Genomic DNA, 21,265 nt, shown 5'->3' with positions numbered 1-21,265 from the left:
GGAGGCGGTCGGGGTGAGCAGCGAACCGGAGGTCGTCGAACTCGACGACGAGGTCGCCGACATAGCGCTGGCCACCGCCGCCGAGGCCGGCGCCGACCTGCCCTCGCCGATGGGCGGCCTGCCCACCGGCGCGAAGTTCGGCACCCTGGTGCACGCCGTGCTGGAGAGTGCCGACCCGCTGGCCGCCGATCTGCCTGCCGAATTGGCCGCCCAGATCGCCCGCCACTCGGTGTGGTGGCCGGTCGACGTGCCCGCCGACGACCTCGCCGATGCGCTGGTCCCGATGCACGACACCCCGCTGGGCCCGCTGGCCGGCGACCTGACCCTGCGCGGGATCGGCCGGCCGGATCGGTTGTGCGAGTTGGAGTTCGAGTTCCCGCTGGCCGGCGGGGACCTGTGTGCGGCGGCTCCGGGCGTCTCGCTGGCCGACGCCGGGCGGCTGCTCGCCCGGCACCTGCCGCCGGCGGACCCGCTGGCCTGCTACGCCGACCGGCTCACCGACGCCACCCTTGGCCGGCAGTCGCTGCGCGGGTACCTCAGCGGTTCGCTCGACGTGGTGCTGCGCGTCCCCTCGCCCGACGGCCACCGCTACCTGGTGGCCGACTACAAGACCAACTGGCTCGGCGAGGCCGACCGGCCGCTGACCGCCGCGGACTACTCGCCCGCCCGGATGACCGAGGCGATGCTGCACTCCGACTACCCGCTGCAGGCCCTGCTGTACAGCGTTGTGCTGCACCGTTTCCTGCGCTGGCGACTGCCCGGCTACGACCCGGCCCGTCACCTCGGCGGGGTGCTCTACCTGTTCGTCCGCGGGATGTGCGGCCCGGACACCCCGCGCACCGACGGCTGCCCCGCCGGGGTGTTCGGGTGGCAGCCCCCGGCCGCCCTGGTGACCGAGTTGTCCGACCTGCTCGACGGGCGGACGGCGGCCGCATGAACACCGCGATCACCGACTTCGCCGACTGGCGGCGCAGCGTGTCGGCCACCGGCCGGCTGCGGGCCTTCAACGACGCCGGTGTCCTGGAGGCCTCCGATGTGCTTGTGGCGCAACGGCTCTGCGCGCTGGCCAAGGAGCCCGACGAGCCGGTCGCGCTGGCCGTCGCACTGGTGGTCAGGGCCGTTCGCGGGGGTTCGGTCTGCCTGGATCTCGGCACCGTCGCCCGGCAGGTCGGCCAGCCCGGCCTGCCCTGGCCCGAACCGGCGGCGTGGCTGCGTGCCGTGGCCGGCAGCGTGCTGGCAGGGGACCCGCCGGTGCTGCACCTCGACGGCGGCCTGCTCTACCTCGACCGCTACTGGATCGAGGAGCGCCGGGTGGCCGAGGACGTCGCGGCCCTGGCCGCGGCACACCGCACAGGTACCGCCCCGGAGGCCCGCCGGCTGTTCCCGGACGGCTTCGCCGAGCAGCGCGCGGCGGCCGAGGTCGCGCTGTCGCGGGCGTTGACGGTGCTGACCGGCGGCCCGGGCACCGGCAAGACCACGACGGTCGCGCGACTGCTGGCGCTGCTGGCCGAGCAGTCCGAACTGGACCGCCGGCCGCGGCCGCGGATCGCGTTGGCCGCGCCGACCGGCAAGGCCGCCGCCCGGTTGCTCGAGGCGGTGCGGGCCGAGGTCGCACAGCTCGACCCGGTGGACCAGGCCCGGCTTCCCGCGCTGAGCGCCACCACCCTGCACCGTCTGCTGGGCAGCCGGCCCGACACCCGCTCGCGGTTCCGGCACAACCGGGACAACCGGCTGCCGCACGACGTCATCGTCGTTGACGAGACCTCGATGGTGTCCCTGACGATGATGGCCCGGCTGCTGGAGGCGGTCCGCCCGGAGTCCCGGCTGGTGCTGGTCGGCGATCCCGACCAGCTCGCCTCGGTGGACGCCGGTGCTGTGCTCGCCGACATGGTGGAGGGTCTCGAATCGGCGCCGGGCTCCCCGGTGGCGCGCCTGGTCACCCCGCACCGGTTCGGGGAGTCCATCGGTGCGCTGGCGGGTGCGATCCGCGACGGCGACGCCGACGCCGCGCTGGAGGTGCTCGCCGCCGGCGGTGACCACATCGAGTGGGTCCGCGACGGGGACGCCACCGGCGTTCTCCGGAAAGTCGTTGTGCCGCATGCGCTCAGGCTGCGGGAGGCGGCGGTTCTCGGCGACGCTGACGAGGCGCTGCGGACGCTGGACCGGCACCGGATGCTGTGTGCGCACCGCCGTGGACCGTACGGCGTGGCGTACTGGAACCGCCAGATCGAACGGTGGCTGGCCGAACAGACCGACAGCCCGCTGTGGGCGCCGTGGTACCCGGGCCGCCCGGTGCTGGTCACCGCGAACGACTACGGGCTGGGCCTGTACAACGGGGACACCGGGGTGGCGGTGCTGCGCGACAGCGGGCTGCGCGCGGTGATGGCCGGCGCCGGCGGCGCGGTGGAACTGGCCACCGGCCGGCTGTCCGACATCGAGACCATGCACGCGATGACGATCCACAAGAGCCAGGGCAGCCAGGCCACCGAGGTCACCGTCCTGCTGCCCACGGAGGACTCCCGGCTGCTCACCCGCGAGCTGCTCTACACCGCGGTCACCCGGGCGCGGGAGAAGGTGCGGGTGATCGGCACCGCCGAGCAGTTGCGCGCCGCGGTGGGCCGGCGCGCGGTGCGCGCGACCGGGCTGGCCCGTCGGTTGCGCACCGGCTGAGGCGCGCGGCTCCGCGGGCGTCTAGCCTGGAGGCGAGGCCACCATGAGTAGCGACGGCAGATTCGACGATCTCGACCAGGGGTCGGTCAACGACGTCGAAAAGCGTTGGCACGATCCGGCGATGGTGCGCGCGGCCGTCATCTACGTGGTGTCGGTGATCGCGCTGTCCGCGGCGGCGTTCGCCTGCACCGTGATCTGGCGTTCGCTGCTGGCGGGGATCCTGGTTCCGGCGATTTTCTTCGCCGGCGGCATCGGCGCCTTCGTCCGCACCTATCGGGTCTGGAAGGCCGGAGGGGTGTGGCCGATCTGGCAGGCCGCCGGCTGGTTCCTGCTGATGCTGTTCCTGATCTGTTTCGGCGTTCCCTTCTCCGTCCGGCAGTGACCGCCATACTCGTCAGGTGAGTTCCGACCCAGAGGGCCCGCTGTCCGGCGTCCGGATCGTCGAGATCTCCAGCTTCGTCGCCGTTCCGCTGGCCGGGATGACCCTGGCCCAACTCGGAGCCGACGTGGTCCGCGTCGACCCGGTCGGCGGCGCCGCCGACTACCACCGCTGGCCGCTGACCGCCGCCGGGGACAGCATCTACTGGGCCGGCCTGAACAAGGGCAAGCGTTCGGTGGAGGCCGACATGCGCACGGCGGAGGGGCAGCGGCTGGTGGCGCGGCTGATCGGGGCCGCCGGCGTGCTGATCACCAATGTCACAGGGCGGCAGTGGCTTTCCCACGAAACGCTGCGCGCGGAGAGGCCCGACCTGATCCATCTCGAGGTGGTCGGCCGGGCCGACGGCTCGACCGCGGTGGACTACACCGTCAACGCCGCCACCGGTTTCCCGCTGGTCACCGGGCCGGCCGGCCACACCGGTCCGGTCAACCACGTGATGCCGGCCTGGGATGTCAGCTGCGGTCTGTACGCGGCATTGGCCGTGGTGTGCGCACTGCGCCGGCGCGACAGCACCGGGCAGGGCAGCAGCATCCGGCTGCCGCTCGACGACGTCGCGCTGGCGACCGCGGCCAACCTTGGTTTCCTCACCGAGGTTCTGCTCAACGGCGAGCAGCGCCCGCGCCTCGGCAACGCCATCTTCGGCCAGTACGGCAGGGACTTCACCAGCAGCGACGGTGTGAGCTTCATGGTGGTGGCGCTGACCGCCCGGCACTTCGCCGACCTGACCGAGCTGACCGGCACCACCGAAGCCGTTGCGGCCCTTGCCGAGAAGCTCGGCGCGGATTTCGCCGAGGAGGGCCAGCGCTACCTGCACCGCGAGGCGCTCGACGGGCTGTTCGCGGACTGGTTCGGATCGCACACCGCCGAGCAGGCGGCCGCCGCGCTGGCGGCCGGGTCGGTGCTGTGGGACCGCTACCGGAGCTTCGCCGAGGTCGCGCACAGCCCACGGGTGCAGCGCAATCCGCTGTTCGCACCGCTGCACCAGCCCGGTATCGGGAGCTATCCGGCGCCGGGTCTGCCGATGTCGGTGGACGGCGCGCACATCCCGGCCGCGGCCGCGCCGGTCCTCGGCCAGCACACCGATGCGGTGGTCGCCGAATGGCTCGGCGCGTGACGAGCATGCTGGCGGGGCTGCTTGACCTCGCCGACGACGGCGGCGACGTGTTCACCGGGGCGGCCAACGGCCCGGCGGGCAAGCGGGCCTACGGCGGGCAACTGGCCGCCCAGGCGCTGGCCGCGGCCTGCCGCACCGTGGCGCCGGACCGGGTTCCCACCGCACTGCATGTGCAGTTCCTGCGTGGCGGGGACGCCGGTGAACCTGTGCGCTACGCCGTGGAGCGCACCCACGACGGTCGCACCTCCTCCTCGCGGCGAGTGCTGGGCCGCCAGGGCGAGCGGCTGGCGGTCAGCGCCACCGCGCTGTTCGCGGTGCCCGCGGCCGGACCGCAGCACGCCGAGCGGGTCGAAGCGGAGGACCCCGAAATGCTGCCCCGCACCGGCCCCGTCGGCCCGGCGCCGGCACTGCCGCCGGCGGAGGTCGACGTCCGTGTCCGGGACAGCCGCCGCGACGGCGGGTTCGTCCGCCGGATGTGGTGGCGGGTGACCGCGCCGCTGCCCGACGACCCGGTGCTGCACACCTGCGCGGCGGTGTACGTCACCGACATCTACGGAATCGACCCGGTGCTGGCCGAGCACGGCCACTCGATGACCGGCCGCAGCCACCACGCCGCCACCACCGACTCCTCGACCTGGTTCCACGCCCCGGTCCGCGCCGACGGCTGGAACCTGCTGGAGTCGCGCTCGCCGGCGGCCGGCCGGGGCCGCGGCGTGGTGACCGCCGGGCTCTACGACGCCGAAGGCCGCCGGGTGGCCACCGCCGTGCACGAGGGGCAGGCGGTCGACCGGGAACGCTAGGTCAGTGCTCGGCCACCTCGTGTTCGAGCAACTGCGCCAGCCGGGCCGCCGCGGCGGCCTTGCGGGTCGGCAGGTGCTGGGACGGGAACAGACCCTCGAACGGTTCGTACTCCTTGAGGGTGCGCCGGGCCACGGTCAGCTTGTGCACCTCGGTGGGGCCGTCGGCGATGGCCAGTGACTGCGCCGCCACCAGCATCTTGACGAACGGCATCTCGTCGGACACCCCGATCGAGCCGTGCAGTTGCATGGCCCGCATCACCACGTCGTGCAGCACCCCGGGCATGGCCACCTTCACCGCGGCGATGTCGCGGCGCACCTTCTGGTAGTCGTGGTAGCGGTCGATCTTCCACGCGGTGCGCAACACCAGCAGGCGGAACTGCTCGATCTGGATCCAGCTGTCGGCGATCTTCTCGCTCGTCATCTGGAAGTCCCCCAGCGGTCCGTGCCGGGTCTGCCTCGAGACCGCCCGCTCGCACATCATGTCGAAGGCCTTGCGCGCCAACGCGATCGTGCGCATCGCATGGTGCACCCGGCCTCCGCCCAGGCGGGTCTGGGCGATGGCGAAGGCCTGCCCCTCGCCACCGAGAACGTGATCGCCCGGCACCCGGACGTCGGTGTAGCGGACGTAGCCGTGCGAGGCGTGCGCAGAGGATTCCCCGCCTACCCCGACATTACGGACGATCTCGATGCCCGGGGTCTCGGCCGGCACGATGAACAGCGACATCTTCTGGTGGGTGCGGGCCTCGGGGTTGGTGACGGCCATGACGATGTAGAACGACGCGAAGCGGGCGTTGGAGGAGAACCATTTCTCGCCGTTGATAACCCAGTCCCCGTTTGCTGAGCCGTCGCGCACCGCTGTGGTGGTGAACAGCCCCGGATCCGATCCGCCCTGCGGCTCGGTCATCGAGTAGCACGACGAGATCTCCCCGTCCAGCAGCGGCTGCAGGTAGCGCTTCTTCTGATCCTCGGTGCCGAACAGGGCCAGGATCTCGGCGTTGCCCGAGTCGGGGGCCTGTGAGCCGAAAACCGCTGGGGCCCAGCGTGACCGGCCCACGATCTCGTTGAGCAGGGCCAGCTTGACCTGGCCGTAGCCCTGGCCGCCCAACTCCGGGCTCAGATGCGCCGCCCACAGGCCCTGGTCCTTGACCCGTCGCTGCAGCGGCCGCAGCACCCGCATCAGTTCGGGGTTCTTCTTGTCGTAGGGGTCCAGCGGCGCATGGTCGAGCGGTTCGAGGTCCTCGCGCATGAACTGCTCGACCCAGTCGAGCTTGCTCTGGTACTCCGGATCGGTCTCGAAATCCCACATAGTTGACGTCAATCCTCCGGTTTCAGGGCACCACGACTGCTCGTCCGGTCACCCGTCCATCATGCAGGTCCCGGTAGGCCCGGGCGGCGTCGTCCAGGGAGTACAGCGCGCGCTCGGTGGTCACCTGGCCGCCGGCCGCCAAGGCCAGCAGTTCGGCCAGTTCCGGCCGGCTGCCCCAGTAGGTGGTCGCGATGCTCACCTCGTAGGGCTGGGTGAAGAACCCCAGCGGGACCTGGCCGCCGCCGATGCCGACGATGGTGACGTCGGCCATGGTGCGGGCCACCGCCCGGGCCAGGTCGAGAGTGGCTGTGGCGCCGACGAAGTCGATCACGACGTCGGCCCCGCGTCCTCCGGTCAGCTCGCGCACCGCCGCGGCGGCGGAATCGCCGGACGGCACGGCGTGGTGCGCGCCGACCTTGCGCGCCAGGTCCAGCGCCTCGGGCCTGACGTCGACGGCGATCACCTGCGCGGCGGTGGTCGCCCGGGCGATCTGCACCGCGATGTGGCCCAGTCCGCCGACCCCGATCAGCACGCAGGTGGCCTCCGGGGTCAGCTTGGGCCAGGACCGGCGGATCGCGTGATACGGCGTCAGGCCGGCGTCGGTCAGCGGTGCGGCAGCCACCGGGTCCAGACCCTCGGGCAGCGCCAGCAGGTGCCGCTGATGCGGCACCAGCAGATAGTCGGCCATCCCGCCGTCGGCGCCCAGACCGCCGCCGCCGATCAGCGACGGCCGTTCGCAGTAGTTCTCCACGCCGACCGCGCAGCGCGCGCACAACCCGCACCCCCAGGCCCCGTACACCGCCACCGGGTCGCCCTCGCCGAGGCCCTCGACCCCGCTGCCGAACGAGTGCACCCAGCCGGCGCTCTCGTGTCCCAGCGTCATCGGCATCTGCCAGACCGCCGAGGCGTCCAGTTCGTAGAGCACGTGCAGATCCGAATGGCACGCGCCGGCGCCGCCGACCTTGACCACCACCTCGCCGGGACCCGGCCTCGGGTCGGGCACCTCCATGAGTTCGGGCTCCCGCCCGAAACCGACCATCCGCAATGCCCGCACGCCCGCTCCTCTCGGTGCCTCGATTAGATCCCCGTTACCCGGGTCCGCGGCGGCTAATGCGGCATGCTGTGAGCCGTGTTGCTGCTCAGCCGCGTGATCGGCCGGCGCGTGCTGACTCACGACGGCCGGATCGCCGGCCGGCTGACCGACCTGACCGTGCGCCTCGACGGCGACACCGCCCCGCGGCAGGTGCGACGAGTGGTGCTGCGGCTGCCCGGCGGGCGGGCGGCGCTGCTGGACTGGGATGCGGTCGGCCGCTTCCACGCCGGGCGGGTGGTCCTGGCCGCCGGCGACGAACCGGCCGGCTTCGCCCCGGCGGACCTGGGAGCCGCCCTGCAGCCCGACGAGATCCTGCTCGGACGCGACGTGCTGGACACCCAGATCGTCGATGTCGTCGGCCAGCGCCTGGCCCGGGTCGCCGACGTCGTCCTGGGCCGGTCCGGCGGCCGGCTCGAGGTGCTGGGGGTCGAGGTCGGATTCGGCGGCGTGCTGCGCCGGCTGGGCCTGCGCCGCATGGGCGCGGGGGAGGACATCGTCGCGTGGACGGATCTGCACCTGACCTCCGAACGCGGCCACCGGGTGCAGCTGTCCACACCCCGGTCGGCAGTGCACCGACTCGATCCGCGCTCGCTGGCGGCCCTGGTGAGCCGGGTGGACGCCGACGCGGCCACCGAGATCCTCGCCGCCAAGGAACCCGCGGCGGCCGCCGACGCGGTGCGGGCGGTCCACCCCGACGTCGGCGCGCGGATGCTGTGGGCGATGCCCAGACAGCTGGCGGCGCGCATCGTCGAGGCCATGCCGGCCGATCAGGCCACCCGGTGGCGGGAGCGGCTGGCGCACCGTCCGGTGTGGGGCGGGCGCCGTTTCCTGAGATCGGGCGTGTGGCCGCGCCGCCGCCACCTGATCCGCGGGCGGCGCGGATGAGGTCCGTCGGCCGCACCCGCGCCCGCTGGGCGGCGCTGCTGGCCGTCCTCGGTCCGGGCCTGCTGGCCGGCCTGTCCGACGACGACCCCGCCGGCATCACCACCTACTCGGTGCTGGGCGCCGACCACGGCTACCAGCTGCTGTGGGTGCTGCTGCTGTCCACGATCGCGCTGGTGGTGTTCCACGGGCTGGCCGCCCGGATGGGGGTGGTCACCGGCCAGGGCCTGATCGGTCTGGTGCGCCAGCGCTACGGGGTGAGGATCGGCGGTGCGGTGCTGGCCGCGCTGGTCGTCGCCAACATCGGTACGACATGCGCCGAATTCGCCGGCATCGCAGCGGGTTTCGAACTTTTCGGGGTGAGCCGCTACATCAGCGTCCCGGTGGCGGCGGTGTCGGTGTCGCTGCTGGTGCTGCGGGGCAGCTTCCACCGCGTCGAGCGCCTGCTGCTGTTGTTGTCGACGGTGTTCCTGGCCTACATCGCCTCGGGCTTCATGGCCCGCCCGGACTGGGGTGCGGCGCTGCACGGCACCTTCGTGCCGACCATGCCGATGACCGGTGCGGCCGTCGCCATCGTCACCGCCACCCTGGGCACGACGCTGGCGCCGTGGGGACTGTCGTTCATGCAGTCCTACGCGGTGGACAAGAAGCTGCGCACCGAGGACCTTCCGCTGGAACGCATCGACGTCATCACCGGGGCCGTGCTCACCGGGGTGATCGGCTTCTTCGTTGTGGTGGCTTGCGCGGCGACCCTGCACCGCGACGGCCGCAGCATCACCGACGCCGCCGACGCCGCGGTGGCGCTGCAACCGCTGGCCGGCGAGGCGGCCTCCCGGCTGTTCGCCGTCGGGTTGATCGGGGCGTCCATCCTGGCGGCGTCGATCCTGCCGCTGTCCACCGCGTACTCGGTGTGCGAGTACGCCGGGGTCGAGGCGGCGATCGACGATCCCTACCGCGAGGCCCGGACGTTCTATCTCACCTACGCCGTGATCACGATGATCGGCACCGCGCTGGTGCTGACGCCGGATGCCCCGCTGGTGACGATCCTGGTCGGCACCCAGGTGCTCAACGCCGTGCTGCTGGTGCCGCTGCTGCTGGCGATGGTGGGGCTGGGCAGGGACCGGGATCTGATGGGCGACTTCGCGATCGGCCGGGCGGGCAGCGTGGTCTACGGGGTGACCACCGCGGCGGTGGTGGTGTGCGTGATCACCCTGGGTGTGACCGAACTGCTCGGATAGCGTGGCGAGGATGTCCCAGGAGGTTCGGCCCGCCCGCCGGGCGGACGTCGCCGCGCTGGCGCACACGTTGGCCCGGGCCTTCCACCACGACCCGGTGTTCTGCTGGCTGCAACCCGACGCGGCGAGGCGGGCGGCTGCGTTGCCCGTCTTCTTCGCGACGATGGCCCGGCACCACTTCCTGTCCGGCGGCGGCCTGGAGCTGGCGACGGCGGGGGCCGGGGTGGGCGCGGCGGCGATGTGGGACCCACCGGGGCGCTGGATGCTGAGCCCGCGCGAGCAGCTCACGACGGCACCGGCGCTGATCCGGGTTTTCCGCGGAAGGCTGGGTGCGGCAAGGGCATTGGGCGAGGAGATGAAGGCCAATCATCCCGAGGAGCCGCACTGGTATCTGGCGATGATCGGCAGTGACCCGCGGGTGCGCGGTTCGGGTTGTGGCGCCGCGCTGATGCGCTCGAGACTGGACCGCTGCGACGCCGAGGGTGCGCCGGCCTACCTGGAGTCCAGCAACCCCGACAACCTGCCGTACTACCTGCGTTTCGGATTCGAGGTGACCGGCGAGATCACCGTGCCAGGCGGCGCCCCGCCGATGTGGTGCATGTGGCGGCAGCCACGGTAGTTCTGGGGTGGCGGCAGCCACGGTGGCCACCGCCCGGGCCCGGGGACCACATGCAATTTCGCCCACCTCGGAGCGACAAATCCCCGGAACGGCAGCCTGAAGGCGAGGTTGTCGTTCCAAGTTGGGCAGAAAACGTCGGCAGACCCGGCCCCCAGCGACATCTCCCAACCGCTCCGGACTTGCCGCAGAACGTCCCTCCTGACCAACCCAACCACTCTCGTCACACCCGCATCGAAGTTTGCTGGTATCGCAAATTTGCGATTAGACAGATCCCCCCGGCATACCTAACATCGTGCGAACGCCGCTCACGGGGAGCGGCACAGGGAGGGGTCCCACGAATGGTTCTGAACGTCAACGCAGCAACGATCAGCGCCTCCGCTGCCACCGAGGGCGCGGTCAGCGCGGAACTCGCCGCGGGCACCGCGGCTGCCGCAGCGGCCCTGATCACCGTCATGCCGATGGGCCTCGACCTGGATTCGATCGAGTTCGCCGCCGCACTGAACGCCGCCGGCGCCGCCTGCATCGGGACCGCGGGCGAGCACCTCGCGAACCGCGGCATGTTCTCCGGCTCGCAGGACCTGGCGGCCGCGACCTACGCCGTAACCGATGCGATCCACAACGCCGCACTCGCCATCTAGCGGGCCGTTCCGATGCCAGATCCCGCTTGGCCGTCGTCACCACCCGAAGCCAACTATCTCCGCCTGGTGGGTACGGGTGCCGCCGGAACCGCCACCACGCTGGCCAGTGCCGCCGCCTGGCAGGCACTGATGGTCGGCACCGAGATGGCATTCTCGGTCTCCACGCTCAACACCGCGACGACAGCGCTGAACTTCGAGGGCGTGGGCGGCGCTTCCTCTGCGGCCACTGCCGCAGGCCTGAACGGCGCCCTCCAGCTACTGGCGGGCTGGATGCAGGAGAAACCCCCGATTGTCGCGAGTGCGGTGTCGGCCTACCAGACCGCCGTGTCGACCATGATTCCCGCGGCGGTTTCGCTGGCCAACCGCGCCGAACAGACCGCCGACGTCGCGATGAACCCACTGGTGCTGGGGGCGTTGACTCCGGCAATCGTCGCCCTCGACCTCGAGTATTTCGGAGAGCACTGGCCGCACAATGCCTCAGCCGGCGCGGCCTACGGATCAGCTCTCACAGCACTTCTGCCTGCGCTGGCGGTGCCACCGCCCCTCGCGCCCCCAGGGGCCTCTGCGGCCGCTCCCGCGGCGGCCGCGTCCGCGGTGGCCGCGTCCGCGGCGCAAACGGCGGCGGGTGAGGCGATGAAGCAGACGAGTCAGACCGCCAGCTTGGCCGACGACGCCGCCGCACCCGCCGAGCAGACGGCGCAGCGGCTGATTTCCTCGTTGGCGCAACCCCTTCAATCGGTGACGCAGCCGTTGACCGGCATGTTCCAGGCACCCCTGCAGGGTTTCCAGGGCCTGGCGGGCCTGCCTCAAGCACTGTTGGGCCAGCTGCCCGGGGATGCGCTCTCCGGCGAAGCCGCGTCAGCGACAGCGATGCTGGCCGCCCCGGGCTCGGTCGCCACCGCAGGCGCCGCAGCCGGCGGCGGACTCGGAGCGCCGGGAGTCGGAGTCGGTGGCACCGGCGGGGTCGTGGGGGCAGGCGCGGCTCCCGCCGCCGCCGCGACCAGCTACACCCGCCCGAACAGCAGCTTCAGCCCGGAGGGCAGCGGCCGTCCGGTCGGCCTTAAGGCCGGTCTGCTCGGCGCCACCGAGATGCGGGGACCGAACGTCACCGCGGGCGGAGCACCCATTCCGGTGTCGCCGGCTCAGAACGGCTTGCTCGGCCGGGGCAAAGACGAAACCCGTAGGGATGATCCGGCGCACGCTCGCATCGTCCTGGCCGGTGAACGCGAGACCGAAGATCGGGCCAGCTAATTCCATGACGGAGGGGGTCGTGTCTATTCACGTTTGCCACAGGGTGAAGTGACACCCCTGTTCGCGCATCCAATACTCGACAGGCCCCCTGCGATGGGGGCAACCAGCATCGACAATCAGCAAAGGAGCTATCAGTTGACTCTCGTCATCACACCCGAGGTGTTGCGCAGCACCCAACAAGCCATCGAGTCCGCACTGCAGCACGCGACGGCCATCGCCAATGACTACCTGGCCACCCATGAGGGCCTCGGTTCCGCAGTCTGGGGCGGCCAGGCCCAGCTGGCTTCGGTGAACACCGCCACCCAGATCAACCACGACCTCCAGCACGTCATCACCGGCGGCAGCCGCCTGGCGCACGGACTGAGCAAGGCCGCCGCCTTGATCGAGCAGCACGAGGCAGACGCCGCGCACAGCCTGACCAGTTTCGCCGCCACCGCCTGATCCCAACTTCGAAAGGTCCATTCATGTCGAGCAACATCACGTACCACCACGGCCTGGTCGCCGAGTTCGCCTCTGACGTCGGCAACCGGGCCGCCCAGCTGATGGAGATCCACGACGACATCCAGCAGCGCACCAACGCGATCGCCGAGTTCTTCCAGGGCGCGGCCGCCACCTCGTTCCACGAGGCACAGCTGCAGATGCTGCACGGTCTGCAGGCTGATCAATACCGTGAACCAGCACGGCCAGACCATTGCCAACGTCAATGAGGGCGCGCACTCCACCGACCTCAGCATGCGGAATCTGTTCTAAGTATCAAGACAGATGGTGGGGCGCCCGGCCGAAATCCACGTTGCGCCCCACCATCTTCGCCCGGGGGAAATGATGTTAACGACAACTCTCGATGGCCTGTGGGTGCTGCAGGTGCTGACCGGGATAGAGGTGTTGGCGCCCGAACTCGGGCTTCGTCCGCACCTGCCCAGCATCGAAACAAAACAGATGGCACTTGCCCACCCCGTTGCCGGTGAACTGCGGGCTGCAGGAGCCATCGGCGAGGACGGCGCTGTCGACGAGACCATTGTCGAGTGGCTGACCGTTCTGGGCCGCCGCGACATCGCCCTGCTGCTCCACGCGCAGACCCCTGCGACCGGCAACGCACCCGAGCGGGTTTCACTGGCCCGATTCGCGCAATGGTGGGTCATTTTGGAACGCAGCGGAATCCACGTGCGCCTGGCTGGAGCCGGCACTGCGACCTGTGAGCAGTCAGCCAGCCTGCTGATCAACTCGCAAATCGAAAGATTCTGTGGCCGGATGCCGCCCGCCGAGATGAAACCGGTGACTCTCAGCGCCACCGAACTGATAGCCGCGGCTCGCGACACCGCCGACATGCGAACCTTCCTCGCCGCCAGTGGCCTCGACGCCGACCAGGCATCGGTCCTAGCGGTGGCAGCCGATTGCGAGTCCTCAGCGCAGGCGTCCATCGTCGCAATCCAGTCCGGCCTTACCAGCGGTCCGGCGCGGTCCCATGTCGAGCCCGGAGCAGTGACGATCATCGACACGCCGCGGGGCCGGCTGGTGACCGAGCACGTCAAGCGCGACGGGAAGGTCTGGATGATCGCCAGTCCCGGGACGCGCGCCAATATCGCATCCGCCGTCCTGGCCATGATGCGCAGCCTGCCTGCCCTGGAGCAGTGGCATTCCTACCGGAAGGTCGTCTAATGACGAGTTCATGGAAAGCAAAGGGTTATCCCACACAGCAACCGCGGATCGCAGTCCGCAGGGAAGCGGCTCCCATGCCTGTCGACCGCAATCCGCCCGAGTCCGTCTCCGGGACCCTGCGGATCTCAGACATGGTGACCCCGAACAAGATTCCGCCATCCTCGGGATGGCGGAAGCTGATGTACACCATCTCGCTCAGGAACATCAATCCCGGTGAGTCCTCAGCCGAGCGGCACCACCGTGAACTTCGCGGTCGTATCCGCCGGCACATCCGCCGGCAGTACGTGATCGCCTTCGTCTCGGGAAAGGGCGGTGTTGGCAAGACGACCATGGCCGCTTGCGTCGGAAGCGTGTTCCGCGAGTGCCGTCCCGAGAACGTCGTCTCCGTCGATGCCGCCCCGGGTTTCGGCACGCTCGCCGGGCGGATCGACGAGACGCCCCCTGGTGACTATGCCGCCGTTCTGAACGACACCGACGTCCAGGGCTACGCCGATATCCGGGAACATCTGGGGCAGAACAGCGTCGGCCTCGACGTCCTTGCGGGGAATCGCGCGTCGGACCAGCCGAGGCCGCTGGCGCCCGCCATGTTCAACGGCGTGCTCTCGCGGTTGCGACGTACTCACAGCGTCATCCTCGTGGACACGTCCGACGATTTCGAACACCCGGTGATGCGAGCCGTCCTCGACTCCTGTGACACCCTGGTGTTCGTCTCGGGACTGACCGCCGACACTTCACTGCCCGTCACCCGTTCGATTGACCTGCTACGGGCGATGGGCTATCACGAACTCGTCTCGCGAAGCGTGGTCATCGTCAACGACAGCCGCAATTCCTACGACAAAGACGCAAGGGACTACCTCACCCAACGGTTCACTCAGTGCGGTGCGACAGTCGAGTTCATGCCCTACGACGCGCATCTGGCCCAGGGCGGCATCATCGACACCGCGAACGAGTTGCAGAAGAAGACGCGACTGCGACTGTTCGAGATCACGGCGGCCCTGGCTGACCGGTATGTGCCGGACGCCGAAAGGCTGCGCTGATGGCGACCGTCACGTTCCCGCCGCGCTGCGCCGTCGCCGTCATCTGCGGCGAGCACCTCATCTCCCAGGTCTATCCGGCCGCAGTACCAGTCGAGGTTTTCATCGACAGCATCATCGAGCTTCTCGACGAGGATCTGAAGCGCCGCGGTGCGGCGGCCCTGGACTCCGGTATCGCATACGAGTTGCAGAGGGCCAACGGGACGCGCCTGGATGCCACCAAGACCCTTGACGAACTGGGTGTCGAAGACGGGACGACGCTCGTTCTCGCTCCGTCGGATCCGGGAGAGTCGTTCGAGCCCCAGTACGAGGCGTTGTCGACTGCGCTCGCCCGGGTCGGCAAGCGGCTCTTCGCGCCGGTCACAGCGCATACCGCGGCGATGACGGCCCTGGCCATTCTGGGCATGGTGGTACTCACCATTCTCGGACTGGCCCTGCGCACCCGCGCGAACACCGACTCCTCGGCCACAGCCGCGGCGGTCCTCGGTGTCGGCGGGACTGTCGCAGTGGCTGCACTCCTCGCGCGGCGCTGGTGGCCCGATCGCCGGCAGCTGTCAAGTGCACTTGGCTGGTTGGCGGCGCCGCCGCTGGCCGGGGGTGTTTCAGCGGCTGCCCCCGGAGACCTCGGTGCCGCGCATCTTTTCATCGCTGCGTTGGCGATGGCCGTTCTGGCCTGCGGCCTGGTGGCGGTGAGCGGTCGCCACGTCACCGGAGCCGCCACCCTCGTGACGCTGTGCGCAGTGGGCGGACTGGTCTGCGCGGCCCGAATGTGGCAGCCGATTTCAGCGCAGCCTCTCGGAATGTGCACATTGATCGGACTGCTGTTGGTGATCACCGCGGGTCCGACGTTCGCGCTGTGGGTGGCCCGCATTCGCCCCCCGCACTTCGGGTCCATCACCGGCCGGGATCTGTTCCGGCGCGCTGACGGAATGCCGGTGGATGCGGTCGCACCGGTGGAGGAGGACGCCGATATCGAGACCGGCGTGGACGTCACCCCACGGGGTGCTCTGATCGCCGAGGCGGCCCGGCGCGCGAACAGTGCGCTGACCGGCATCTGCGTGGGCGCGGCCCTCCTGCTGCCGGTTGCCGTATGGGCCACTCTGATGCCTGGTCAGCCGCGCGGCACCGGGGCGGCCGTGATCGCGTCGCTGTTCATCGTGATCTTCGTCAGCCGCGGGCGGGCGTTCGCCGATCGCCGCCAGGCGGTGGCGTTGGTCTGCGGCGCTTCAGCCGCCTTCTGCGCCGGGGTCGCCCGCTACGTCCTGGCAGCTCCGGCCGACGCCGCCGCGCCCCTGTTGGTGGGCATCCTGCTGCTTGCCGGATTCGCCGGGGCGGCTCTGGCCGCGGCGGTGCTGGTCCCTGTCACACGGTTCACTCCGCTGGTCCGGATGGGTGCCGAGTGGCTGGAGTTGACGGCCATTGCGATCGCCTTGCCGCTGGCCGCGTGGGTCGGCGGTCTGTTCGCCTGGGTACGGATGCGATGAGACTCGGGGGAGCCGCGCGGGTCCTTGCGGCGGCAATGGTGGTTTTGCAGACCTCAACGCTGTCCAACGCATCGGCCGCGTGGGCCACGGAACCTCCCTCTGTCGACCCGGCAATGGTTCCCTCCGACGGCACGCCCGGACCGGATCAGGCCATGCGGCAGAGCAATGTCTGCGCTCGCACCATCGCCATCGCCGAACCGAATATCGGCATGCCCGCTCCGGGATTCGCCATGCTCAACGTCAGCAGGGCCTGGCAGCACTCAACGGGCCACGGCGTGACTGTGGCGATTATCGACACCGGGGTGAACCCGAGCCCGCGGCTTCCGGTGTTACCCGGGGGTGACTACATCACCGGTGGTGACGGCCTGACGGACTGTGACGCCCACGGAACGATCGTGGCATCCGTGATAAGTGCTGCCCCGCAGGGTGTTCCGATGCCACCACCCATGCCGCCCCGGCCGGCGTTTCCACGGCCGGACAGCGCGGAAGATGCATCGGGGCCGCCGACAGCCGTGGGTGACCAGAGCGGTCGCGATGTCCCCGAAGGTCCGCTACCGCCGGCCGAAGCACCGGACGGTGTGGCCGGTGTGGCGCCGCACGCGACGGTCATCTCGATCCGGCAGTCCTCGCGCGCCTACGAACCCGAGGACCCGGGCGTCGGCGATATCGAGGCGCGCCGGAAAGCCGGCACGGTCGCGACACTTGCCAGGGCGATCGTGCATGCGGCGAATCTCGGCGCCAAGGTAATCAATGTCAGCGTCACGGCATGTGTCTCGGCCGCCGACCCCCTCGACCAGCGTTCGATCGGCGCGGCGGTGTGGTACGCAGCGAGAGTCAAGGACGCTGTGATCGTTGCGGCGGCCGGCAACGAAGGAGAGGACGGGTGCGCTCGGAATCCCGTGTTCGATCCGCTCGACCCCGACGATCCCCGTGACTGGAGCCACGTCAAAACGGTCTCGTCGCCGTCCTGGTTCTCCGACTACGTGCTCTCGGTCGGAGCGGTCGAAACCACCGGCGCACCGCTGACTAAGAGTCTGGCCGGGCCGTGGGTCGGGGTGGCGGCCCCAGGTGTGGAGATCGTGGGTCTCTCCCCGGAGACCGGTGGTCCAGTGAACGCGTATCCGCCGGTTCGCGCAGGCGAGAGAGCCGTCCCATTCTGGGGCACCAGCTTTTCGGCCGCGTACGTCAGCGGGGTCGCTGCGCTGGTGCGGGCCAAGTACCCGGAGCTCTCCGCGCATCAGGTGACCAACCGGATACTGCAGACGGCGCATAACCCGCCTCGCGGCGTGGACAACCAGGTTGGTTACGGAGTGGTCGATCCCGTTGCCGCTCTCACTTTCGATGTCCCCCCAGGCGACCGGGTTGCTTCCGAGTCCCAGACCCGGGTTCTGACACCACCCCCGGCCCAGCGGCCACCCGACCACCGGGCTCGCACCTTCGCGGTCGTCTTCGCCATCGGCGTCGTGGCCTTGATTCTCCTGAACGGTCTCGTCGCCCGATCCAGGAGGGCACGTTGAGAGACCTCACCAACATGGCCATGCTCACCGGGGTCTTCGTCTCGGCGCTGACGGGCTGGGCGGCAGCAGGGTACGTCGGCGCCGCCCTGGGTACCGCGCTCGGGGTGTTGCTTCTGGTGTTGCCCTGGCACGGCCAGCCCCTGTGGTCGTGGCTCGACCTCTATCTGCGCCGGAACCGGCCGCTTACCCTGGGGGACCCGGTTTCGGTCGTCAATGACCGGTCCGGGGGCGGCGTACGCTACCAGGACGGAATCGCCGCTGTCGCTATTCACATCCTCGGAAAATCCTATTCACCAACGTATTTCACCGGAACCGTGGTCAGCGAGACCGCCGACATACTCCCCGTCAACGATTTGCTGTCGCTGATGCGCCAAAGTCTGGGGCTGACCCTCGACTCGATATCAGTCATCAGTTCCGGATCCCGTCGCTGTGGCGCCGGCGATTACCCACGGGTCTACGACACGCTGATCGGGACCCCGCCCTATGCGGGACAACGAGAGACCTGGCTGATCATCCGGATCCGCGCCCGGGAGAACGGAGAAGCGCTGCGCTGGCGGTCCACCGTCGGCACGGCCGCCCTTGCCGCGGCCCAACGCATCGCGATGACGCTTCGTTGCAAGGGGGTGCGGGCACGGGTCGCCACCGCCACCGACATCGCCGAGTTGGACCGGCGGTTGGGTCTCGCCGCGCTCGAACCCGGCAATCGCCGGTGGCACAGCGGCCGCGGGGAGGTCGGCTGGCAGACCACCTATGCATATCGGCCGGCCGACATCTCCACCGAGACACTGGCGCAGGCCTGGTCGCTGAGAGTCGACGCAGTCGTTCAGAACCTGACACTGTTCCCGGACGGTGGTGCATCGGCGACTGTGACGGTAAGTACAGCCAAGCCGCCCACTGCTCCGCCTGCTGTCTGGTTGCAGAGCCTTCCCGGCGAGCAGGCGCCATCGGTCGCGGCCAACCTGTGCGGTCCCCGCCCGGTGTTGCGCGGCGCCGGGCGCGGACCGCTGAGCCATCCCGTGGTCATGCCGGTCGGTCCCTCCGGTGTTCTTATCGGAAAGACCGGGAACGGCGACCGGCTCCTGATCCCGCTCACAGATCTCGATGAGCAGACCCGTGTCCACATCGCAGCCGACGATTCGATCGCGAAGCGGATCGTCATCCGGACGGCTGCGGCGGGAGAGCGGATCACGGTCCATACGACCAACATCGCGCGCTGGGACAGCGTACGCATACCGAACGTCGCGGTGGTTGAACATCAGCGACCGGTGTCCGGCACCACCGTAAGCGTCATCGACGGAACGGTACGGCCGACGCCGAGACCGGGCACTGTCATCTCGGTCGGAGTCGCCGGACCCGCTGTGCATCCTGCCGCGGACGTCGTCATCGCCCAGACCGGACGCGACACCGTCGAGATCACCACCGGAGACCGGCGATACGCCGCCCGGCTGGAGTGTTTCCGGGCCGAGAACCGCTATGCGTCGGCGGAGCCTGCCGACCTTCACCCCGAGCCGGTGGTGGCGCACTGACGATGGCGGCCCCGGGGTCGGGCATCGCAGCCCGGCGGTTCTTCGATCAGGCGATGTCGGCCATGGACTCCGACCTCCTGGTCGCCCGAAGGCTGTTCCGCGACGCAACGGAGACCGATTCCACGATGGCCGACGCCTGGCTCGGCCGGGTTGCGACCGGCGACGGGAACTTGTCGACGCTGGAGCAGTTGCACACCTTCGGGCCCCGGATGCACCGGGAGTCGAACCGCCTCGGGGTCCCACTGTCTGCGGTCGTGAAGGCCGGCCCCTATCTGTCGATCACCGTGACCGAGGCGTCCCATGCCGGAATCGCTTTGGCCAGTGCGCTCGTGGACGATCGGCAGTTCGAGAGAGCCGAGGGAGTGCTGAACGATCCGGGTCTTCTGGATGGTGCGGAGATCCACCAGTGGCGACAGCACGTTTGGGCTTATCTGATGTTCGCGACACAGCGCTGGCCGGACGTCATAGCCGAGGCTGCCCGGGTGCTGCCGCCGCAGGCGCTGATCATGCCGCCGGTCGCCGCTGCCACCAACACGCTGGCCGGACATGCTGCTGCGCATCTGGGGCAGGCCCGGGTCGCCCTCGACTGGGCCGACCGGGTGGAGCTTCGGTCGGAACCGACCGTCCCGACCGCCATCCGCCGCGATCTGGCAGCGACGACCGCGACTGCCGTCAACCCGACTGAATTCCCACTGATCGCTGCTGATCTGGCCTACGTGCGAGGCATGGCGCACCGGCAGCTCGGGGACCAGGAGCAGGCCCATGTGTGGCTCTCGAAAGCCACCATCAACGGCGCTCTCATCGAACCGGCGAAACAGGCACTTGCCGACCAGCGGTTGCAGCTCGTCGTCACTGACGAGGATGCGATCAACTCCCGCACGAACAAATGGGATGTCACAACGGAACTGACCGGCGATGCGCGCGCCGAGGTGGACAATAAGGAGCGCCGTTCCGAGCTACTCGCCGAAGGGCGCGAGCTCCTCGACAGACAAGTGGGACTGGCGGAGGTCAAGCGGGCGGTCGCGGAGATCGAGGACCAGATCGAAGTCCGTGCTCTTCGTTTGGCGCACGGCCTTCCGGTGACCAATCAGACGAATCATTTCCTGCTCGTAGGGCCGCCCGGCACCGGAAAGACCACGACGGCCGAGGCGCTCGGCAAGATCTACGCCGGACTTGGGATCGTCCGGAATCCCGAGATCGTGGAGGTCAGAAGGTCGGATTTCTGTGGGGAGTACATCGGTGCCTCGGGACCGAAAACCAACGAGCTGATTGATCGTTCGCTCGGACGGATACTGTTCTTCGACGAGTTCTACTCCCTGGTCGAACGCCACCACGACGGCCGGCCCGACATGATCGGGATGGAGGCCGTCAATCAGCTACTGGTCGCCCTCGAGACGCACCGTTTCGACTTCGTCTTCATCGGCGCAGGATATGAGCGGGAGGTCGATGAGTTCCTCGAGGTTAATCCGGGCCTTGCGGGCCGGTTCAATCGCAAACTCCGTTTCGAGTCCTACAGTCCGGGTGAACTCGTCGAAATCGCGGCGCGGTACGGCGCTCCGCGTGCCACGGTTCTGGATCCACCTGCCCGTGATGCGCTGAACGCCGCGTGCCGGAAGCTGCGCGCCCACCTGAGCGCCGATGGTACCCATGGCATCGACCTCATGCAGAACGGCCGGTTCGCGCGCAATATCGTGGAACGTGCTGAGCGGCTGCGCGATTCGCGCGTCGCAGCCCGGAACAGGATCGAGCACGGATCGGTGACGGTTACCGATCTGGAGACGTTACGGACTCAGGACGTCCTGGCGGCGGTCGCCGATGCCTGCGCAGAGAAGCACATCGTCATCGAACTGTAGGTCGCGCTCAGCCCGACTGCACCCGGCTGAACCGCTCGAGCTGGATCGGCGGCCCGTCCACCGACGGCGGCGGCATCACCAGGGTCACCCCGTCGATCACCCGCAGCACGTTGTGGGTCTGGCGGTCGAAGTTGAGCGTGCCGTGCTG

General features: G+C 69.7%; 19 protein-coding genes and 1 pseudogene. 18 read left to right on the top strand and 2 right to left on the bottom strand.

Annotated elements, in window-relative coordinates; translation table 11 throughout:
* The 5 genes and pseudogenes from ACKOQ4_RS11635 to ACKOQ4_RS11615 all read left to right on the top strand — a co-directional run.
* A pseudogene (locus ACKOQ4_RS11635) lies at positions 1-937 on the top strand (exodeoxyribonuclease V subunit beta); the annotation flags it as partial.
* Positions 934-2,670, top strand: a complete 1,737-nt coding sequence (gene recD / locus ACKOQ4_RS11630) for an exodeoxyribonuclease V subunit alpha (protein ID WP_526291947.1) — start codon at positions 934-936, stop codon at positions 2,668-2,670. The pseudogene ACKOQ4_RS11635 and the gene recD, both read left to right, overlap by 4 nt.
* Before the next feature lie 43 nt (positions 2,671-2,713).
* Complete coding sequence (locus tag ACKOQ4_RS11625; RefSeq protein ID WP_526291945.1) at positions 2,714-3,052, top strand: hypothetical protein; 339 nt, start codon at positions 2,714-2,716, stop codon at positions 3,050-3,052.
* Between the two features lie 16 nt (positions 3,053-3,068).
* Positions 3,069-4,223 (top strand): CoA transferase, encoded by a 1,155-nt coding sequence (locus ACKOQ4_RS11620; RefSeq protein ID WP_526291943.1) that lies wholly within the window; start codon positions 3,069-3,071, stop codon positions 4,221-4,223.
* Between the two features lie 5 nt (positions 4,224-4,228).
* Entirely contained in the window at positions 4,229-5,023 is a 795-nt protein-coding gene (locus tag ACKOQ4_RS11615) for an acyl-CoA thioesterase (RefSeq protein WP_526291953.1), read from the top strand.
* Between the two features lies 1 nt (position 5,024).
* Here ACKOQ4_RS11615 and ACKOQ4_RS11610 read toward each other — a convergent pair whose 3' ends face one another.
* A complete protein-coding gene (locus tag ACKOQ4_RS11610) occupies positions 5,025-6,329 on the bottom strand; it encodes an acyl-CoA dehydrogenase family protein (protein ID WP_526291941.1) in 1,305 nt (434 codons plus the stop codon).
* Positions 6,330-6,351: 22 nt separating this feature from the next.
* On the bottom strand, positions 6,352-7,383 hold the full coding sequence (locus tag ACKOQ4_RS11605) for an NAD(P)-dependent alcohol dehydrogenase (RefSeq protein WP_526291939.1): 1,032 nt from the start codon (positions 7,381-7,383) through the stop codon (positions 6,352-6,354).
* A gap of 75 nt (positions 7,384-7,458) precedes the next feature.
* Here ACKOQ4_RS11605 and ACKOQ4_RS11600 point away from each other — a divergent pair, with 75 nt between their 5' ends.
* The 13 genes from ACKOQ4_RS11600 to eccA all read left to right on the top strand — a co-directional run bounded on the left by ACKOQ4_RS11600 (position 7,459) and on the right by eccA (position 21,117).
* Entirely contained in the window at positions 7,459-8,307 is an 849-nt protein-coding gene (locus ACKOQ4_RS11600; RefSeq protein ID WP_526291937.1) for a magnesium transporter MgtE N-terminal domain-containing protein, read from the top strand.
* Complete coding sequence (locus tag ACKOQ4_RS11595) at positions 8,304-9,542, top strand: NRAMP family divalent metal transporter (RefSeq protein WP_526291935.1); 1,239 nt, start codon at positions 8,304-8,306, stop codon at positions 9,540-9,542. The genes ACKOQ4_RS11600 and ACKOQ4_RS11595 overlap by 4 nt, the downstream gene beginning before the upstream one ends.
* A gap of 10 nt (positions 9,543-9,552) precedes the next feature.
* Positions 9,553-10,158 carry a GNAT family N-acetyltransferase gene (locus tag ACKOQ4_RS11590; RefSeq protein ID WP_526291933.1) on the top strand — a complete coding sequence of 202 codons (606 nt, stop codon included), beginning with the start codon at positions 9,553-9,555 and terminating at the stop codon, positions 10,156-10,158.
* A 338-nt stretch (positions 10,159-10,496) separates the two neighbouring features.
* Positions 10,497-10,796 carry a PE domain-containing protein gene (locus ACKOQ4_RS11585; RefSeq protein ID WP_526291931.1) on the top strand — a complete coding sequence of 100 codons (300 nt, stop codon included), beginning with the start codon at positions 10,497-10,499 and terminating at the stop codon, positions 10,794-10,796.
* 12 nt (positions 10,797-10,808) lie between these two features.
* Positions 10,809-12,047 carry a PPE domain-containing protein gene (locus ACKOQ4_RS11580; protein ID WP_526291929.1) on the top strand — a complete coding sequence of 413 codons (1,239 nt, stop codon included), beginning with the start codon at positions 10,809-10,811 and terminating at the stop codon, positions 12,045-12,047.
* A gap of 135 nt (positions 12,048-12,182) precedes the next feature.
* Entirely contained in the window at positions 12,183-12,488 is a 306-nt protein-coding gene (locus ACKOQ4_RS11575) for a WXG100 family type VII secretion target (protein ID WP_526291927.1), read from the top strand.
* Positions 12,489-12,511: 23 nt separating this feature from the next.
* Positions 12,512-12,754 carry a WXG100 family type VII secretion target gene (locus tag ACKOQ4_RS11570; RefSeq protein WP_526291925.1) on the top strand — a complete coding sequence of 81 codons (243 nt, stop codon included), beginning with the start codon at positions 12,512-12,514 and terminating at the stop codon, positions 12,752-12,754.
* A gap of 115 nt (positions 12,755-12,869) precedes the next feature.
* Entirely contained in the window at positions 12,870-13,703 is an 834-nt protein-coding gene (locus tag ACKOQ4_RS11565) for an ESX secretion-associated protein EspG (protein ID WP_526291951.1), read from the top strand.
* Between the two features lie 74 nt (positions 13,704-13,777).
* The gene (locus ACKOQ4_RS11560; RefSeq protein ID WP_526291923.1) at positions 13,778-14,740 is read left to right on the top strand and encodes a MinD/ParA family ATP-binding protein; all 963 of its coding nucleotides are present in this window, start codon (positions 13,778-13,780) and stop codon (positions 14,738-14,740) included.
* Entirely contained in the window at positions 14,740-16,221 is a 1,482-nt protein-coding gene (eccD, locus tag ACKOQ4_RS11555; RefSeq protein WP_526291921.1) for a type VII secretion integral membrane protein EccD, read from the top strand. The genes ACKOQ4_RS11560 and eccD overlap by 1 nt, the downstream gene beginning before the upstream one ends.
* Positions 16,203-17,738 (top strand): type VII secretion-associated serine protease mycosin, encoded by a 1,536-nt coding sequence (gene mycP / locus ACKOQ4_RS11550; RefSeq protein WP_526291949.1) that lies wholly within the window; start codon positions 16,203-16,205, stop codon positions 17,736-17,738. The genes eccD and mycP overlap by 19 nt, the downstream gene beginning before the upstream one ends.
* Complete coding sequence (gene eccE / locus ACKOQ4_RS11545; protein WP_526291919.1) at positions 17,735-19,264, top strand: type VII secretion protein EccE; 1,530 nt, start codon at positions 17,735-17,737, stop codon at positions 19,262-19,264. Before mycP ends, eccE begins: the two co-directional genes overlap by 4 nt.
* A gap of 2 nt (positions 19,265-19,266) precedes the next feature.
* Complete coding sequence (eccA, locus tag ACKOQ4_RS11540) at positions 19,267-21,117, top strand: type VII secretion AAA-ATPase EccA (protein WP_526291917.1); 1,851 nt, start codon at positions 19,267-19,269, stop codon at positions 21,115-21,117.
* Positions 21,118-21,265 lie beyond the last annotated feature (148 nt).

The organism is Mycobacterium sp. (assembly GCF_046095365.1).
Taxonomy (GTDB): domain Bacteria; phylum Actinomycetota; class Actinomycetes; order Mycobacteriales; family Mycobacteriaceae; genus Mycobacterium.
This window is presented reverse-complemented; position numbering and strand designations above follow the sequence as displayed.

Excerpts from the sequence above, each read along its gene's own strand:
- recD (WP_526291947.1), top strand. The coding sequence starts at position 934 with ATGAACACCGCGATCACCGACTTCGCCGACTGGCGGCGCAGCGTGTCG.
- ACKOQ4_RS11625 (WP_526291945.1), top strand. The coding sequence starts at position 2,714 with ATGAGTAGCGACGGCAGATTCGACGATCTCGACCAGGGGTCGGTCAAC.
- ACKOQ4_RS11615 (WP_526291953.1), top strand. The coding sequence starts at position 4,229 with ATGCTGGCGGGGCTGCTTGACCTCGCCGACGACGGCGGCGACGTGTTC.
- ACKOQ4_RS11610 (WP_526291941.1), bottom strand. The coding sequence starts at position 6,329 with ATGTGGGATTTCGAGACCGATCCGGAGTACCAGAGCAAGCTCGACTGG.
- ACKOQ4_RS11595 (WP_526291935.1), top strand. The coding sequence starts at position 8,304 with ATGAGGTCCGTCGGCCGCACCCGCGCCCGCTGGGCGGCGCTGCTGGCC.
- ACKOQ4_RS11590 (WP_526291933.1), top strand. The coding sequence starts at position 9,553 with ATGTCCCAGGAGGTTCGGCCCGCCCGCCGGGCGGACGTCGCCGCGCTG.
- ACKOQ4_RS11585 (WP_526291931.1), top strand. The coding sequence starts at position 10,497 with ATGGTTCTGAACGTCAACGCAGCAACGATCAGCGCCTCCGCTGCCACC.
- ACKOQ4_RS11580 (WP_526291929.1), top strand. The coding sequence starts at position 10,809 with ATGCCAGATCCCGCTTGGCCGTCGTCACCACCCGAAGCCAACTATCTC.
- ACKOQ4_RS11570 (WP_526291925.1), top strand. The coding sequence starts at position 12,512 with ATGTCGAGCAACATCACGTACCACCACGGCCTGGTCGCCGAGTTCGCC.
- ACKOQ4_RS11565 (WP_526291951.1), top strand. The coding sequence starts at position 12,870 with ATGTTAACGACAACTCTCGATGGCCTGTGGGTGCTGCAGGTGCTGACC.
- ACKOQ4_RS11560 (WP_526291923.1), top strand. The coding sequence starts at position 13,778 with ATGCCTGTCGACCGCAATCCGCCCGAGTCCGTCTCCGGGACCCTGCGG.
- eccD (WP_526291921.1), top strand. The coding sequence starts at position 14,740 with ATGGCGACCGTCACGTTCCCGCCGCGCTGCGCCGTCGCCGTCATCTGC.
- eccA (WP_526291917.1), top strand. The coding sequence starts at position 19,267 with ATGGCGGCCCCGGGGTCGGGCATCGCAGCCCGGCGGTTCTTCGATCAG.